General features: G+C 68.1%; 17 protein-coding genes. 6 read left to right on the plus strand and 11 right to left on the minus strand.

Going from position 1 to position 14,544, the window contains the following annotated elements:
* Nucleotides 1–41: 41 nt before the first annotated feature.
* Together ACPXB3_RS10320 and ACPXB3_RS10325 are read right to left on the minus strand one after the other, a co-directional pair.
* Nucleotides 42–428 (minus strand): VOC family protein, encoded by a 387-nt coding sequence (locus ACPXB3_RS10320; protein ID WP_425704567.1) that lies wholly within the window; start codon nucleotides 426–428, stop codon nucleotides 42–44.
* Between the two features lie 65 nt (nucleotides 429–493).
* Entirely contained in the window at nucleotides 494–751 is a 258-nt protein-coding gene (locus ACPXB3_RS10325) for a hypothetical protein (protein WP_425727529.1), read from the minus strand.
* 192 nt (nucleotides 752–943) lie between these two features.
* Between ACPXB3_RS10325 and ACPXB3_RS10330 the strand changes: the two genes are divergently transcribed.
* Nucleotides 944–1,441, plus strand: coding sequence for an NUDIX domain-containing protein (locus ACPXB3_RS10330; RefSeq protein WP_425727530.1), 498 nt, complete (start codon nucleotides 944–946; stop codon nucleotides 1,439–1,441).
* Here the strand turns inward: ACPXB3_RS10330 and ACPXB3_RS10335 are convergent, their stop codons facing one another.
* The 3 genes from ACPXB3_RS10335 to ACPXB3_RS10345 all read right to left on the minus strand — a co-directional run bounded on the left by ACPXB3_RS10335 (nucleotide 1,442) and on the right by ACPXB3_RS10345 (nucleotide 4,874).
* Complete coding sequence (locus ACPXB3_RS10335; protein ID WP_425727531.1) at nucleotides 1,442–2,200, minus strand: SGNH/GDSL hydrolase family protein; 759 nt, start codon at nucleotides 2,198–2,200, stop codon at nucleotides 1,442–1,444. It lies immediately after the preceding gene.
* An 80-nt stretch (nucleotides 2,201–2,280) separates the two neighbouring features.
* Nucleotides 2,281–3,042, minus strand: a complete 762-nt coding sequence (locus ACPXB3_RS10340) for an SDR family NAD(P)-dependent oxidoreductase (protein ID WP_425704571.1) — start codon at nucleotides 3,040–3,042, stop codon at nucleotides 2,281–2,283.
* A 50-nt stretch (nucleotides 3,043–3,092) separates the two neighbouring features.
* Nucleotides 3,093–4,874 (minus strand): acyl-CoA dehydrogenase, encoded by a 1,782-nt coding sequence (locus ACPXB3_RS10345; protein WP_425727532.1) that lies wholly within the window; start codon nucleotides 4,872–4,874, stop codon nucleotides 3,093–3,095.
* 135 nt (nucleotides 4,875–5,009) lie between these two features.
* On the opposite strand from ACPXB3_RS10345, the gene ACPXB3_RS10350 reads away from it, so the two are divergent.
* Both ACPXB3_RS10350 and ACPXB3_RS10355 read left to right on the plus strand, forming a co-directional pair.
* Entirely contained in the window at nucleotides 5,010–5,600 is a 591-nt protein-coding gene (locus ACPXB3_RS10350) for a TetR/AcrR family transcriptional regulator (protein WP_425704573.1), read from the plus strand.
* Between the two features lie 121 nt (nucleotides 5,601–5,721).
* A complete protein-coding gene (locus ACPXB3_RS10355) occupies nucleotides 5,722–6,639 on the plus strand; it encodes a hypothetical protein (RefSeq protein ID WP_425704656.1) in 918 nt (305 codons plus the stop codon).
* Between the two features lie 99 nt (nucleotides 6,640–6,738).
* Here the strand turns inward: ACPXB3_RS10355 and ACPXB3_RS10360 are convergent, their stop codons facing one another.
* The 5 genes from ACPXB3_RS10360 to ACPXB3_RS10380 form a co-directional block, all read right to left on the minus strand.
* Nucleotides 6,739–7,914 (minus strand): serine hydrolase domain-containing protein, encoded by a 1,176-nt coding sequence (locus ACPXB3_RS10360; protein WP_425727533.1) that lies wholly within the window; start codon nucleotides 7,912–7,914, stop codon nucleotides 6,739–6,741.
* 4 nt (nucleotides 7,915–7,918) lie between these two features.
* Nucleotides 7,919–9,109, minus strand: a complete 1,191-nt coding sequence (locus ACPXB3_RS10365; RefSeq protein WP_425727534.1) for an aminotransferase class I/II-fold pyridoxal phosphate-dependent enzyme — start codon at nucleotides 9,107–9,109, stop codon at nucleotides 7,919–7,921.
* 114 nt (nucleotides 9,110–9,223) lie between these two features.
* Entirely contained in the window at nucleotides 9,224–10,054 is an 831-nt protein-coding gene (locus ACPXB3_RS10370; RefSeq protein WP_425704576.1) for an aldo/keto reductase, read from the minus strand.
* A 66-nt stretch (nucleotides 10,055–10,120) separates the two neighbouring features.
* Nucleotides 10,121–11,119 (minus strand): NADP-dependent oxidoreductase, encoded by a 999-nt coding sequence (locus tag ACPXB3_RS10375; RefSeq protein ID WP_425727535.1) that lies wholly within the window; start codon nucleotides 11,117–11,119, stop codon nucleotides 10,121–10,123.
* Nucleotides 11,120–11,204: 85 nt separating this feature from the next.
* Nucleotides 11,205–11,678, minus strand: coding sequence for an NUDIX hydrolase (locus ACPXB3_RS10380; protein ID WP_425727570.1), 474 nt, complete (start codon nucleotides 11,676–11,678; stop codon nucleotides 11,205–11,207).
* Between the two features lie 154 nt (nucleotides 11,679–11,832).
* Here ACPXB3_RS10380 and ACPXB3_RS10385 point away from each other — a divergent pair, with 154 nt between their 5' ends.
* Nucleotides 11,833–12,396: a hypothetical protein gene (locus tag ACPXB3_RS10385; protein ID WP_425727536.1), complete on the plus strand. Its 564-nt coding sequence runs from the start codon at nucleotides 11,833–11,835 to the stop codon at nucleotides 12,394–12,396.
* Between the two features lie 62 nt (nucleotides 12,397–12,458).
* On the plus strand, nucleotides 12,459–12,683 hold the full coding sequence (locus tag ACPXB3_RS10390; protein WP_425704579.1) for a hypothetical protein: 225 nt from the start codon (nucleotides 12,459–12,461) through the stop codon (nucleotides 12,681–12,683).
* A 47-nt stretch (nucleotides 12,684–12,730) separates the two neighbouring features.
* Here the strand turns inward: ACPXB3_RS10390 and ACPXB3_RS10395 are convergent, their stop codons facing one another.
* Nucleotides 12,731–13,474 carry an SDR family oxidoreductase gene (locus ACPXB3_RS10395; RefSeq protein WP_425704580.1) on the minus strand — a complete coding sequence of 248 codons (744 nt, stop codon included), beginning with the start codon at nucleotides 13,472–13,474 and terminating at the stop codon, nucleotides 12,731–12,733.
* A gap of 168 nt (nucleotides 13,475–13,642) precedes the next feature.
* Between ACPXB3_RS10395 and ACPXB3_RS10400 the strand changes: the two genes are divergently transcribed.
* Nucleotides 13,643–14,482, plus strand: coding sequence for a helix-turn-helix transcriptional regulator (locus tag ACPXB3_RS10400; RefSeq protein WP_425704581.1), 840 nt, complete (start codon nucleotides 13,643–13,645; stop codon nucleotides 14,480–14,482).
* Nucleotides 14,483–14,544 lie beyond the last annotated feature (62 nt).

Below are 14,544 nucleotides of genomic sequence, written 5' to 3' on the forward strand. Positions count from 1 at the left end.
CCCGGCGCGATCACCGCGGTGGTGGTCAGCGGCGGTTGTGGTCAGCGATTGTCCAGGCGGAGCGGGTGCGCCTCGGGGACCTCGACGACGATCACCAAGCGGCCGTCGGTGTCACGGACGTGCATCTCGACCAGGCCCCACGGCTCGGTCAGCGGTTCGCGTTCGATCTCGACATGGGCGGCGCGCAATTCCCGCGCGGCGGCGGTCGCGTCGCGCACCTGCAACCAGAGCACACCCGAGGGTTCGATGGTCGCCTCGAGATCCGAACTCATGTGCCCGGGCACCTCGATCAACCCGTTGCCTGCGTAGAAGACGATGCCGCCCGGGTACTCGCGGGCGATCGCGAGGCGCAGCTGGTGGCGATAGAAGTGTTGCAGCGCCTCCGGGTCACGTGAGCGGAGCAACACCCGACTACTGAGGACCTCCATGATTCGTGTCTACACCGCTACTCGGCGGTCAGCCCGCGCTCTGCGTGCCCGGCGCGTCGCGGCTGTCACTGGCCTTCGGTTGTGCCGTCCGTGCCGCCGAGCGCGTGCCCCCGATAGGGATCGTTGCCGTGGCGTCCGGCCTCGTAGATCGCCCTCTCTCGGGCGATCCGGTCGGTCTCACCGATCGGTGTGGCATCGCCGAAGGCGAACGCGGACTCGTGCCGATACTCGTGCGGGATGTCGGGATCGTCGGCGGGTGAATCGTCGACCGGGGAATCGTCGACCGGGGTATCGGGCTCCTCCGGCTGCGGGCTGTGCGGCATGTGTCAACGATACGGCGGCCGGCAACACGGCGGGATGGCAACACGACGACATGGCAACGCGGCAACATGGCAACGCGGCAACATGGCACCGCGGCGGCATGGCAACACGGCGGCATGGCAACACGGCGGCGAGCCGACGGTGATCGACGTCCTTCTGCGGCCTCGTTGCCGGGCCCGGGGGAGAATGTCGGGGTGACGCCGCGAACTCCCCTCATCAGTGCCGGACTCCTCGTCTACCGATATGTCGATTGCGCCGAGCCGCGTGACGTCGAGGTGCTGATCGTCCATCCGGGCGGTCCGTTGTGGGCCCGTAAGGACGATGGCGCATGGTCGATCCCGAAGGGGCTCGTCGAACCGGACGAGGACCACCTGCCCGCCGCGCGGCGCGAATTCGCCGAGGAGCTCGGGCAGAACCCGCCCGACGGTGCGGTCATCGCACTCGGCGAGGTGCGGCTCAAGAGCGGAAAGCGGGTCGTCGCCTTCGCGGTCGAGGGCACGCTCGACGTCTCCGACGTGGTGAGCAACACCTTCGAGATGCCGTGGCCACCACGGTCGGGGCGGTTGCAGAGGTTCCCGGAAGTCGATCGGGCGCAGTGGTCTACGCCCGACGATGCCCGCCGCAAGCTGAACCCGGCGCAGGCGGGGTTGGTGGACCGGCTGGTGGATGCGCTGCGGGCGGAGACCCGCTGATCAGCGAATTCCGGCCGGCGCCACCGATATCCAGTTCGGATACTTGGCGACGCGCTCATCGCCGGACGATCGTTTGCGGAGTCGTCGCATCACCCACGGCAGCAGGTGTTCGGTGGTGAACCGCAGATTGCCGACGAATCCGTCGGCATCGGCGCCGGCCGTGGGACGTTCGGGACTCTGTGCGGGGACGCCGAGCCCGCGCAGGATCAGCGACGCCGCACGCCGGTGCCCGACCGAATTGAGGTGCAGCCGGTCGGCCGACCAGTATCCGGCGCGCCGGATCTCGGTGTCGTGGAACAGATCGATGAACTCGACGTCCTCGGATTGGGCGATGGTGGCGATCTCGTTGGTGAGGTACTCGCCCCGGTGGCGCAAGGTGTCGCCGAAGGGCAGCCGGTCGGACGGATCGGCGCCGGCGAGCAGCACCACGCGGATTCCGGCGTCGCGGCAACGGCGCACCGCGGCGCGGGTCAGCTCCACCAGCGCGGTGAGATCTCCGGTGCGCAGCATGTCGTTGCCGCCCCCGTTGAGGGTGACCATCGTGGGCAGCGGATCGAGGGCGAGTGCGGCGTCGATCTGATCGGTGACGATCGGTTGGAGAAGCCGCCCGCGCACCGCGAGATTCGCGTAGTCGATCCCGTCGTGCGCGGCGGCGAGGCCTTCGGCGACGAGGTCCGCCCACCCGCGCGGGATGTCGGGACCGGTGGGTTCATCCCCTACACCTTCGGTGAAACTGTCGCCGATTGCCACGTATCGCACTGCCTGATTTTGCCTTTCGCTATCGGAGATATGCTTTGCGCCTCCGGCCGGCGGGTCTCGATGTGCCGGCCTGCGGGCTGCTATGTGATGGTGATGCCGCCGTCGACGGCCAGTGTCTGGCCGGTGACGTAGCCGCCCGCCGCCGACGCCAGCCACACTGCGGTCGCCGCCAGTTCGGCGGGGTCACCGGTGCGCCCCAACAACATTCGCGGCTTCTGTGACTCGAGGTAGCCGTCCTGGTAGCCGTCGGTCATCTCGGATTTGAAGAATCCGGGGGCCAGGGAGTTGACGCGGATGCCCTTGCGTGATCCCCACTGCTGCGCCAGGTCCCGGGTGAGGCCGATGACGCCGGCCTTGCTCGCGGCGTAGGCGGCCTGCGGCAGGTATGCGGTGGTGATGCCGAGGATCGAGGAGATGTTGACGATCGAACTGCCGGGCGCCATTACGCGCGCGACGGCCTGTGCCATCCAGTACGACCCATAGAGGTTGATGTCGATGACCTTGCGGAACTCCTCGGGTGTTTCGCGGGTGGCCGGGACGGCGGTGCCGACCCCGGCGTTGTTGACGAGGACGTCGACGCGGCCGAAGGTCTCCATGGCGGCGGCGACGACCCGCTCGCAGGACTCCGGGTCGGAGACGTCGGCCGTCACCGACAGCGCCTTGCGTCCGGTCGCCTCCACCTTGGCCGCGGTGTCGGCGAGGCGGTCGGTGCGCCGGGCGGCCAGAACGACGTCGGCGCCGGCCTCGGCGAAGGCGATGGCGAACGACACGCCCAGACCGGACGAGGCCCCGGTCACGATGACGACCTTGTCGGTCAGGGAGAACATGTCGAGCACGGTCACAGCGGGAGCTCCTTCGTCGGGTGGCAGATCATGATGGTCGCGGGGGTGGGCTACAGCCAGGACGGGTCGGTGTCGAGGGTGGTGCGGTCCAGTGCTGCCAGCAGCTCGAACTGCGGCCCGGTCTTGGGGAGCTCGTAGCGGTAGAAGTACTGTGCCGCAGCGCGTTTGCCGTCATAGAAGTCGCCGGTCTGCGTGCCGACGGCGAGGAGTTGCTCGAGCCACATCCACGCGATCACCAGGTGGCCGGTGGCCTCGAGGTAGGCGGTCGCATTGGCCAGCGATACCGCTGCGTCGCCGGCCGACCACACCGCCGCAGTCGTGGTGACCAAGGTGTCGACGGCGGCGCGGAGCGTCTGTGCGTACTCCGTCAGCGCGGGGATCGCCGCGGCCGCCTCGATCGTCTCGCCGATGGTCTGCGCCAACAGGGTGAGTCCCGCGCCGTCGCGCATGATCACCTTGCGGCCCAACAGATCCAGTCCGTGGATGCCGTGCGCGCCCTCGTGGATCGGGTTCAGCCGGTTGTCGCGGTAATACTGCTCGACGGGGAATTCTCGGGTGTAGCCGTAGCCGCCGAGTACCTGGATCGCGAGGTCGTTGGCCGCCAGACACCATTGCGACGGCCAGGATTTGGCGATAGGGGTGAGTACATCGAGCAGCAGGCCCGTCCGGGCCTGCTCGGCGTCGTCACCGGTTTGCTGGAGATCGACCAGCTTGGAGCAGTACAGGCCCAACGCCAGCGCGCCCTCGACATACGACTTCTGTGCCAACAGCATTCGCTTCACATCGGGATGCTCGATGATCGGCACGGGTTTGCTTGTGGGGTCCTTGTGGCCGGCCGGGCGGCCCTGAGTGCGGACCTTGGCGTACTCCAGCGATGCCAGGTAACCGGCGTAACCCAGTGAGGTGGCAAGGAATCCGACGCCGATGCGTGCTTCGTTCATCATGTGGAACATGTACGAGAGGCCCTTGTGCTCCTCGCCGACCAGGTAGCCGATCGCTCCGGCAGGTCCCTCGCCGTCGGCGGGGAACGTGCCGTCGCCGAAGTTGAGCAGGCAGTTGGTGGTCGCGCGGTTGCCCATCTTGTGGTTGAGGCCGACGAGCGCGACGTCGTTGCGGGTGCCGTCGGGCAGGAATTTCGGCACGATGAACAGTGAGATGCCCTTGACGCCCGGGCCGCCGCCCGGCGCCTTGGCCAGCACGAGGTGCACGATGTTCTCGCCGAGTTCGTGGTCGCCGCCGGAGATCCACATCTTGGTCCCGGTGACCCGGTAGGTGCCGTCGTCGGCGGGGACGGCCTTGGTGGTGATGTCGGCCAGCGACGACCCGGCCTGCGGTTCCGAGAGACACATGGTGCCGAAGTAGCGGCCCTCGACGACCGGACGCACCCAGGTGTCGAGCTGCTCGGGAGTGCCGTACTCGACGAGCAGGTTGGCGTTGCCGACACTGAGGAACGTGTAGGACGACATGGCGGCGTTGGCGGCCTGGAACCAGGCGGCACTGGCGCGGTTCACGACGGTCGGCAACGCCATGCCGCCGAGGGATTCGTCGAAGGAGCCGGCGACGAGGCCCGCCTTCAGGTACTCGTTGATCCCCGAGGTGATCTCCTCGGGCAGAACCACCTTGCCGTCGTCGCCGACGTAGGGCTCCTGGGTGTCGCCGAGCCGGTTGACCGGGGCGTAACGGCTGGTCGCGATGTCGGCGGAGAGCTCCAGGACCGCGTCGAAGGTCTGGCGGGAGTGCTCGGCGAAGCGCGGCCGCTCGGTCAGCGATTCGACGTCGAGCCACTCGTAGAGCAGGAACTCCAGGTCGCGGCGGGACAACGGTTCGGCCATGACACTCCATTTCGTCCAGCGTGTGCATTCGGCGGGCGCACAGCGTTCGCTCAACTTGTGAGCACTTGCTTATAATGCCTCTCGGGGCGGTTGGCCGTCAACATCTTCGGACTGCACAGAGGGCAGGTGAGAGCGGTGGCTTCGACGCGTGCGACGGAATCGGCTGCCGCGCAGCGTATCCGGGAGGCGGCGATCGCGTCCTTTGCCGAGTTCGGCTACGCCGGCACGTCCACGCGGCAGATCACCGCGCGGCTGGGCATGAGCGCGGCCGCGATGTATCCGCACTTCAGCTCCAAAGAAGAGTTGCTGTATTCGATCGCCCTGGTGGGCCACCAGTTGGTCAACGAGGCGATCGATGCCGCCGACGACGTGTCCGCACCGTATCCGGAGCGCCTCGGTGCCGTGGTCGCGGCGTTTGCCGGATGGCAGGCCCGCCACCATCAGCTGGCCAAGGTCGTCCAATACGAGCTGGCCGCGTTGAGCGCCGCACATTTCCGCACGATCGCCGCCCTGCGTCACCAGACCACGTCGATCCTGGCGTCGATCATCGACGGTGGGGTGGGCGCCGGCGCGTTCGCCATCGATGACGCCGACGACGTGGTCCTCGCGATCTCGTCGCTCTGCGTCGACGTGTGCCGCTGGTTTCCCAGCCGCACCCATCGGGATCCGGACGAACTCGGCGCCGCCTACGCCCGGATGGCGCTGCGGATGGTGCGCGCCGTCTGATCTGTGGGCTGACTCCGGCGATGTGTGTCCTGCAGGACGCACAAACGCTGAGTGGACTCCGAAACGGGGGAATATGCCCAGTGACGGAACCGGCGGGGGTCGGCGCCGCGTCCAACTCGGCATGGACAGACTCCCCGCGGATGCGCACGGACTCATCTATCGTGCGGCGGCGACTGCCGTCGGCTTCACCGACGACGATCTCGCCCGCGCCGTGCGCCGTAAACAGATCGTGCGGGTCGTTCGCGGCGTGTATGCCGCGGCGGCGGAGCGTACCCCCGACCAATGGCATCGTCTCGCCGCGCTCGCGAGCGTGCGGTCGGGGACGTCGGATGCGCCGCTGAGTCACCAGAGTGCGGCGGTGATGCACGGCCTCGAGATGCTGGAGCCGAATCTCCGGCGCGTCCACCGAACGGCGTCGGGCGGCGGTTTCCGGTCGTCGTCGGTGCATTGCCATGTCGACGAGGTGCCCGACGAGCACATCGACGAGGTCGACGGCGTGGCGGTCACGTCGATCGAATACACCGCGGTCGACGTCGCCTGCAGTGCAGGTGATTTCGCGAAAGCCCTGGCTGTCTTCGACTCGGCGTTACGACGCGGCGCCGACCGCGACACGTTGACGTTGCTGCTGGTCCGACCACGACGCGGCGTCGGTCGGGCTCGGCACGCCCTACATTTCGCGGACGGCAGCGCGGAGAACCCGGGCGAGTCGTGGAGCCGGGCTCAAATGATCGAGGCCGGGTTGCGCCCGCCGCAACTGCAGCACAAGTTCTATGACGACCACGGAAACTTCGTGGCACGTACGGACTTCGACTGGGATGGCTTGCTCGTCGGTGAATTCGATGGCTACATCAAATATCAGAAGTTGCTGAGGCCGGGCGAGGACGTCACCACGGTCGTCTTGCGCGAGAAGGCCCGGGAGGACGCGCTGCGCGCCATGGGCATCATGGTGATTCGCTGGATCTGGGACGATCTCCGCACGGGCCGCGTCGTCGCGAAGGTCCGTCACTGGCTGGTCCACCTGAAGTTGATGGCCGCCTGAAGGCCGGCGAACCTGTGTCGACTCGGGGAATGTGTGTCCTGCAGAGCACACAAGACCCGAATTCGCGCACGGATGGCGTGGCGGTCGGCGCGGCGCGGCTCAGCCCGGCAGCGCCCGGTACACCGCGGTCTCGAAGTCGAGCGCGGCAGCCATCGCGGACGGGTCGGCGAACGGAAACACCTGGGTGGCCCAGGCGCCGGCGACGCCGACGGCCGGATCGATCCAGAAGTACACGTTCGCCAATCCCGCCCAGCCGTAGGACCCGGCGCGGCGGCCCGTCGGGGCATCGCGCTCGTTGGTCATCGCGAGAAGGTTCCAGCCCTTGGTGATACCGGGAAAGAACTCGGCGTCGAGGGTGCGGCGCGGATCGACGCCGGGCAGTGCGGTGACCCGCAGGGTGCCGAGCTGATTGCGGGTGGCCGCCCGCGCGGTCTCCGGACGCAACAGCGGCTCACCGTCATCGGTGCGTCCGTCGCGCAGCCACATCCGCAGGAACCGAAGCAGATCCCCGACGGTGGAATAGAGCCCTTGCCCACCCATGTCGACCGGCGGTGTATCCGGTGCCGTCGGGATGCGCAGGGCCTTCAATGCGCCGTCGGGCATGCGTGCGTGCAGCGGTGCGACCCGCGCGAGGGCGTCGGCATCGCGCGCAAAAGCCGTGTCGGACATGCCCAATGGCGCCAGCAGGCGCTCGGTCATGACATCACCGAGCCGCCGCCCGGTGACGCCCTCGACGACGAGGCCGACCCAGTCGAGGTTCGTCCCGTACTCCCAGCGGGTGCCGGGGTCGGACATCAGTGTCGTGCCGAGCGATTCGACGGTGCCGGTCGCGACGTCGGGCAGGCCGAGTGCGCGGGCCACGCGGGTGAAGTCGGCGTCGAAGAAGGTGTAGGCGAAACCGGCTGTGTGGGTGAGTAATTGGCGGGTCGTGGGTGCGCTCAGCGGAGCACGTAGGTGCGGGGTGCCGTCGTCATCGAACCCGTCGAGGACCGCCACGCCGGCCAGGCGCGGCTCGTAGCGCGCAGCCGGCGCGTCGAGATCGAGTACGCCGTCGTCGACGAGTTGCAGGGCGACGGTCGCCGTGAGGGATTTGGTGACCGAGTACAGGGCCAGCACGGCGTCGGTGGTGATCGGTCCCGCGGCGCCGAGGTGGACCGTCTCGTCTGCGGTCGTCACACCGGCGACGACACCGGGGAGTCGCGAGACGTCGGCGGCGCGCAGCTGCGCATCGGCGGCGTGGGCGAGGCGTTCAGGGTCCGGCGGTGGCGTCGACATGGCTCTAGCCTCGCAGGCCGTCCACGAAGCGCTCCAGGCGTTCGAGGGCATCGGTCAGGTCGGCGGTCGATGCGGCGTAGGAGAGCCGGACGTGATCGTCGGCGGTGGCGACCCCGAAATCCATCCCGGGAGTGAGCGCGACGTGCGCCTGGGTGAGTGCGCGCTCGCAGAACTCGGCCGAGCCCAGTCCGGTGCCCGAGACGTCGAGGTAGACGTAGAAGGCGCCGTCGGGTGGCACCGGGACCGGCAGCCCGATGCCCTCGAGTCCGTCGAGGACGAGCCGGCGCCGGTTGCCGAACTCGCGTCGCCGCTCCTCGGTGACGGCCAGCGACTCGGCGGTGAAACAACTGAGTGCGGCCAACTGGGCGAGGGTCGGCGGGCAGACATAGAAGTTCTGCGCCAGACGTTCGGTGACGTCGACGAGATCCGGCGGCAGGATCGCCCAGCCCAGCCGCCACCCGGTCATCCCGAAATACTTCGAAAAGCTGTTGATGACAACGGTGTTCGCGTGGAAGTCGCCGCCGGCCGCCAGGACCGAGCGCGGCGGATGCCCATCGGCGCCGGGATCGGCGAGGCCGAGATAGATCTCGTCGACGATGCTCCATCCGCCGCGTCGGGCAACCGCCCGGCACAACGCGACGAGGTCGTCGTGGGGCACCGAGGTCCCGGTCGGGTTCGACGGCGAGGCGACGATCACGCCGCGGGTGCGCTCGGTCCAGGCGTCGGCCACCAGCGCCGGGGTCAACTGGAAACGGCTCTCCGGTGTGGTGGGGATCAACGACACCTCGGCGCCGAAGCTCTCGGCGAACTGGCGGTTGCACGGATAGGACGGGTCGCCGACGAGGACCCCGTCACCGGGATCGATCAGCGCCGCGCAGGTCAGCAGCAGTGCCGCCGATGCGCCGGAGGTGACCGCGACCTGCCGCGGATCCACCTCGGCGTGGAAATGCGTGGCATAGAAGTCGGCGATCGCGGTGCGCAGTGCCGGCGTGCCCAGGGCGTCGGTATAGGCCAGCGGCCGACCGTCGGTGAGTTCGCGGGCCGCGGCGAGGAACGCCGGCGGCGCCCCGAAATCCGGTTCCCCGATGTTGAGCCGGATGACGTCGTGGCCGGCCGCATCGAGTGCACCCGCCTTCTTCGCGAACTCCATCGCGTAGAACGGCGCGACCCGCTGGGCCCGTCGGGAGATCTGCATGGACCTCATTGTGCGACCGGCCGGCCGGCGCCTGGTCGGCCGGGTGGGGGCCGAGACACGGCTGCGGCCGGCGGGGGGATCCCCGCCGGCCGCAGCGATTGCCGATGTGCCGGATCAGGGCACGTAGTTGAAGGAGTCGGGATCGGGCCCGCGCCGCTTGTCCTTGTTGAGACCGTCGATCGCGGCGGTGTCCTCGGGGCCGAGCTCGAAGTCGAAGAGTGCGAAGTTCTCCTCCACCCGCGAGCGCGTCACCGACTTCGGGAAGATGATGTCGCCGCGCTGAATGTGCCAGCGCAACACCACCTGTGCGACCGTGCGGTCCTTCTCCTGGGCGATCTTCTTGAGCACCGGATCGTCGAGCACATCGCCCTGGGCGATGGGCGACCACGCCTCGGTGGCGATGGCGTGCTCGGAGTTGAAGGCCCGCAACGCGTTCTGGGTGAGATACGGGTGGATCTCGATCTGGTTCGCCGCCGGCACCACGTCGGTTTCGAGGAACAGACGCTCGAGGTGGTGCTTCTGGAAGTTGGAGACGCCGATCGCGCGGGCCTTGCCATCGGAGTAGATCTTCTCGAGCGCCTTCCACGTCTCCACGAAGTCGCCGACCTCGGGCAGCGGCCAGTGGATGAGGTACAGGTCGAGGTGATCGACACCGAGACGCTTCAGAGACTCGTCGGTGGCCTTGATGGCGTCGTCGTAGGCGTGGTTGCCGTTGTTCAATTTGGACGTGATGAAGACCTCGTCGCGCGAGATGCCCGACTTGCGAACGGCTTCACCGACCTCCGCCTCGTTGCCGTACATCTGGGCGGTGTCGATGTGGCGGTAGCCGACGTCGAGTGCCGAGAGGGTCGCCTCGACGGTGTCCTCGGGCGTGATCTGGAAGACGCCGAATCCCAGTTGCGGGATCTGCACGCCGTTGTTGAGGGTGATGGAAGGGACTGTCATGGAACACCTTTCACTTCATTGTTGTGGGGTGCCCGCCGGTGTGGCGGAGGTGGTCACCGACGCCGATCAGGGGATGAGGACGAACTTTCCGCGCGGATGACGTTCCATGAGATCGGCCAGCGCTTGCCCGGCCTGTGCGAGCGGGTAACGCGCGGCGACCTCGGTCACCAGTGAACCGTCTGCGGCGTCGCTGATCAATCCATCGACGGCCTCGGCTCGGTGGCGTTTGCTGTCGGCGGACGAACCGTCGACCAGCACGATGCCGTTGTCGGCCCGGCCGAAGGCGGCGATGCTCACGATCCGGGACCGGTCATCCACCAGGTGCAGCGAGACGTCGATGGCCTCGTCGGTGCCCACGGTGTCGATGGCGGCGGTGACCGGACCGGCGGTGGCGTCGCGTAGACGGTCGACCAGCCCGTCGCCGTAGGTGACCGGGATCGCGCCGAGTTCGCGGAGATGATCGTGGTTGGCGGGCGCGGCGGTGGCGATCACCGTCGCCCCGGCCCGCACGGCGAGCTGTACGGCGATCACCCCGACCGCGCCGGCACCGCCATGGATCACGACGACGTCGTCCGCGCCGATGCCTGCGGTGGCCACGGTGTCGGCGGCGGTCACACCGACCAGGAGCAGTCCGGCGGCGTGTTCGGCGTCGAGCGCGTCGGGGCGGTGGTGCAGCCGATCGGTGCCGACGACGACGTGGTCGGCGAACGCGCCGGGAACCGGATAGCCGACGACGCGTTGACCGACGGCGAATCCGTCGGTGTCGGGGCCGACGGCGTGGATGACGCCTGCGAGTTCGTTGCCGATCGGGCGGGGCAGTGCGGAGCGGTCGGTGCCCATGGCGCCGAGCACGATCTTCGCGTCGATGGGGTTGACGCCGATCGCCTCGGTGGCCACCACCACCTGCCCGGCGTCGGGGGTGGGTAACTCGGCCTTGACGACCTCGGTGACCTCGGTGGGGTCGCCGTAGTCGGTGGCAACGACCTGAACAGCGGTCACGGCCGCGGAGTCGATGTCGAGGGTGTTCTCGTTGGTGTTCTCGTTGGAATGTGGGAGTCCGGCCATGCTGGTTTCAAGGACTCGCTCGCGGGCGGTATTCCATCGCTCGCGTTCGGCGCGGTCACGACCGGGCCGTCACCGATCGGCATCCTCAGGTCGCGAACCAGGCCCGCTCCTCGTCGGCGAGCGCCTTGGCCAGACGCAGGCGCGTGGTCTCGGCGAGCGGTTGCGGCAGGTCGGCGGGGTCGAACCAGCCGACGTCGGTGTTCTCGTCGTCGGCGACGTGTGGTCGTCCACCGCGATATCGCGCGAGGAAGCAGACGTCGAGGTATCGGGTCTGATCACCGTTGGGATAGGTGATCAGCGGCGTGACGTCGACGCTCGTGAGCCGCACCACCTGGGCATCGATGCCGGTCTCCTCGGCGATCTCGCGGATGATCGCGTGTGCGGGTTCCTCGCCCGGTTCGAGAACGCCGGAGATGACCGCCCATTCGTCGGTGTCGGCGCGCCGGGCCAGCAGCACCCGGCCGGCATCGTCGACGACGACGCCGCTCACACCGGACAGCCATAGCGGGGAATGGCCCACATGGACACGAAGATCACGGATGAATTCGGGGATCGGCATGGCCTCGATCTTGCCGGTTAGTGCGGCGAGGGTCCCGCCCAGGCGGCATCCGCCCAGGTCGCGGCCGTTCACCGACCGGATTCGTACTCGCGTTCGAGATCTTGTCGGTGGCCGGTGCTTCACTGGCCCCATCCCGAGCAGAGGAGGCCCCCCGATGTCCGACCCGCACCAGTCCGACCCGCACCAGTCCGACCCGCACCAGTCCGACCCGCACCAGTCCGAACCGCACACGCCCGAACCGCACACGCCCGATCCCGATCCCGGCCGGTCGTGGGCTGCGATGCGCGACTGGCTCGCCGACTCGGTGACCGGCATCCCGCAGGGTGGGGTCCTCGACCTCGGCCCGGGTGAGCACGACGAGTCAGACCCCGATGCCGGGGATGTCCCGTGCGCTCAGATTCTCGTTCTGCGTGACCACACGATGATGGTCCGGCTCTCGACCACGGTGATGGACGTTCCCATGATCGGTGGATATGTGGTGCCGCGGGCGATGCTCGACCGGTGGAACTATGAGGACCGGTTCGGCGACTGCACTCACGGATACCTGCTGACTCGCTCGCCCGGATGCGTCGCCGACATCTGCATCGCATGGTTCCGGGACCGCCGCGCCATCACCGCCCCGACGATGCTGGGATGCAGTTACGCCACCGGCGACCCTCGACTCCTGAGCCCCAGTAGGAATGTACCCAGTCGGAACGCAGATGGGGGAGACCCCTGATCTTTCCCCCAGAAGTACGTCTGACCAGTGAAATCCCGCTCGCGGAGAGGCATGGTGGAGTCATGAACACACCACAAGACACCACCACAACCACCCACGGCAGCGGCCTCAATTTCTGGAAGGTCCTGGGCATCATCGCCATCGCGCTGATCGCGCTGGCGATGCTCGGCCCGATCATCAAGGGACTCTTCTGGGTCGGGCTGATCGCCTTGGCGATCTACGGCGGCTTCATGTTGTTCCGCGCATGGCGCAAGGGGCCCGGACGCACTCCCCCCTCGTCGTTCTGAGCCGAGGCCGCGGCGGAGCGGGGGCGCCGGAGATCCGGCGTCGAGGCTCAGTGCTGTTGTGCCAGTTGCTCGAGCAGCGCCTGACGGTTGCCTCGCACCTCGGAATGCCGTAGCGGCATGACCTGCTCCACCAGGATCTCGTCGGTGGCGTCCGGCAGCAGGGCGAGCACCTCGTCGAGGAAGTCGTCGAGCGGCATCGCCCACTCGGCCTGCCCCTGACCGGGCAGCAAATCGGTGCGGACGGCCGGTGGAGCCAATTCGAGAACGTCGATTCCCTTGGGCGCCAATTGGAATCGCAAGGAATCGGAGAATGAATGGATCGCGGCCTTGGTGGCGCTGTAGGTCGGGGTCGCCACCAGGGGAGTGAACGCGAGACCCGACGAGACGGTGATGATGGTGGCGCCGGGGCGGGCGGCCAGGAACTCGGTGAAGGCGGCCACCAGGCGCAGGGGTCCGAGGACATTGGTCTGTACTTCGGCTTCGGCGGTGTCGAGGAAGCCGGGTCCGGTGAGGTCCTCGACACGCATGATGCCCGCCATCGCGATCAGCACGTTGGTCTCGGGAAACCTGCGCTGGACGTCGGCGCTCACCTTTGCGACGTCGTCGGCGTCGGCGGTGTCGATCCGCACCGTGTGGATGCCGGGATGGCCGGCGGCGATCTCGTCCAGCAAGGCGGTGCGCCGGCCGCCGACGATGACCGTGTTGCCCAGTTCGTGCAGACGCACGGCCAGTCCCAGGCCGATCCCGGAGGTCGCCCCGGGGATGAAGACGGTGTTGTCGGTGAGTTTCATCGATGTACTCCTTGGCTGTGTGGTTTCGGTTCGGTGTCTGCATCTCGATCGTGTGGTCACGTCGACAACCCACTTCAGCTCGGTGTGCACCGGGCTGCCAGGCCGCAGTCATCCACGGACCGGTGATCCCTGGATCCGGGTCCGCGGTGGGGAGTAGAGGTGTAGGGCATGACCACCACCATCGATCGGGCGGGACTCGCGCAGTTCCTGCGCAGCCGCCGCGACGCGCTGGCCCCCGCCGATGTCGGACTACCTGCGGGTGTGCGGCGACGCACCCGCGGATTGCGGCGTGAGGAGCTCGCACAACTCGCCGGGATGTCGACCGACTACTACAGCAGGCTCGAGCAGCAACGCGGGCCGCATCCGTCGGCTCAGATGTGTGCCGCAATCGCCCAGGCCCTGCACCTGGGACTCGACGAACGCGATCACCTCTTCCGCTTGGCCGGGCTCAATCCGCCCGACCGGATCGATCACGACGACCACGTCGGTCCGGGGATGATGCGGATCGTCGACCGCCTGTCCGACACGCCGGCCATGGTCGTCAACAGTGCGGCGGAGACGTTGTGGCAGAACGCGCTGGCCGTCGCACTCGTCGGCGACGACAGTGTCTTCACCGGGTACCGCCGCAGTATCACCTATCGGTGGTTCACCGACCCCGCCACGCGGGCCCGATACCCGGCGGCCGACCACGACCACCACGCCCGCGCGCATACGGCGCGGCTGCGTGCGGCGGTCACCATGCAGGGCCCACGCTCGCGCCCGGCAAAGATCGCCGCGGCCCTGCAGGCCGAGAGCGCCGATTTCGTCGCGCTGTGGGAGCGTCACGATGTCGGTGCCCGGCTGACCGACGAGGACAAACGTCTCCTGCATCCCGAGCTCGGCGTGATCGAGGTGCGCTGTCAGACCTTGCTCGACCCTGAACGTGCGCACGCCCTGCTGGTGTACACCGCGGTGCCGGGCAGTGAGAGCCACGACAAGCTGGCGATGCTCGCGGCCGTCGGTGTGTGATTCGGTCGGCGCAATCGCGTCGTGGCGCATGCACGTCGTCGATGCCTAGGGTGGTGGGGACC

The organism is Gordonia sp. DT219 (genome assembly GCF_049847065.1).
In the GTDB taxonomy this organism is placed as follows: Bacteria; Actinomycetota; Actinomycetes; order Mycobacteriales; family Mycobacteriaceae; genus Gordonia.

What these genes read in the sequence shown, in the direction of transcription:
- ACPXB3_RS10395 (WP_425704580.1), bottom strand. Translation starts at nt 13,474, where the DNA reads ATGAAACTCACCGACAACACCGTCTTCATCCCCGGGGCGACCTCCGGG.
- ACPXB3_RS10370 (WP_425704576.1), bottom strand. Translation starts at nt 10,054, where the DNA reads ATGACAGTCCCTTCCATCACCCTCAACAACGGCGTGCAGATCCCGCAA.
- ACPXB3_RS10380 (WP_425727570.1), bottom strand. Translation starts at nt 11,678, where the DNA reads ATGCCGATCCCCGAATTCATCCGTGATCTTCGTGTCCATGTGGGCCAT.
- ACPXB3_RS10360 (WP_425727533.1), bottom strand. Translation starts at nt 7,914, where the DNA reads ATGTCGACGCCACCGCCGGACCCTGAACGCCTCGCCCACGCCGCCGAT.
- ACPXB3_RS10365 (WP_425727534.1), bottom strand. Translation starts at nt 9,109, where the DNA reads ATGCAGATCTCCCGACGGGCCCAGCGGGTCGCGCCGTTCTACGCGATG.
- ACPXB3_RS10375 (WP_425727535.1), bottom strand. Translation starts at nt 11,119, where the DNA reads ATGGCCGGACTCCCACATTCCAACGAGAACACCAACGAGAACACCCTC.
- ACPXB3_RS10385 (WP_425727536.1), top strand. Translation starts at nt 11,833, where the DNA reads ATGTCCGACCCGCACCAGTCCGACCCGCACCAGTCCGACCCGCACCAG.
- ACPXB3_RS10320 (WP_425704567.1), bottom strand. Translation starts at nt 428, where the DNA reads ATGGAGGTCCTCAGTAGTCGGGTGTTGCTCCGCTCACGTGACCCGGAG.
- ACPXB3_RS10390 (WP_425704579.1), top strand. Translation starts at nt 12,459, where the DNA reads ATGAACACACCACAAGACACCACCACAACCACCCACGGCAGCGGCCTC.
- ACPXB3_RS10355 (WP_425704656.1), top strand. Translation starts at nt 5,722, where the DNA reads ATGGACAGACTCCCCGCGGATGCGCACGGACTCATCTATCGTGCGGCG.
- ACPXB3_RS10345 (WP_425727532.1), bottom strand. Translation starts at nt 4,874, where the DNA reads ATGGCCGAACCGTTGTCCCGCCGCGACCTGGAGTTCCTGCTCTACGAG.
- ACPXB3_RS10325 (WP_425727529.1), bottom strand. Translation starts at nt 751, where the DNA reads ATGCCGCACAGCCCGCAGCCGGAGGAGCCCGATACCCCGGTCGACGAT.
- ACPXB3_RS10400 (WP_425704581.1), top strand. Translation starts at nt 13,643, where the DNA reads ATGACCACCACCATCGATCGGGCGGGACTCGCGCAGTTCCTGCGCAGC.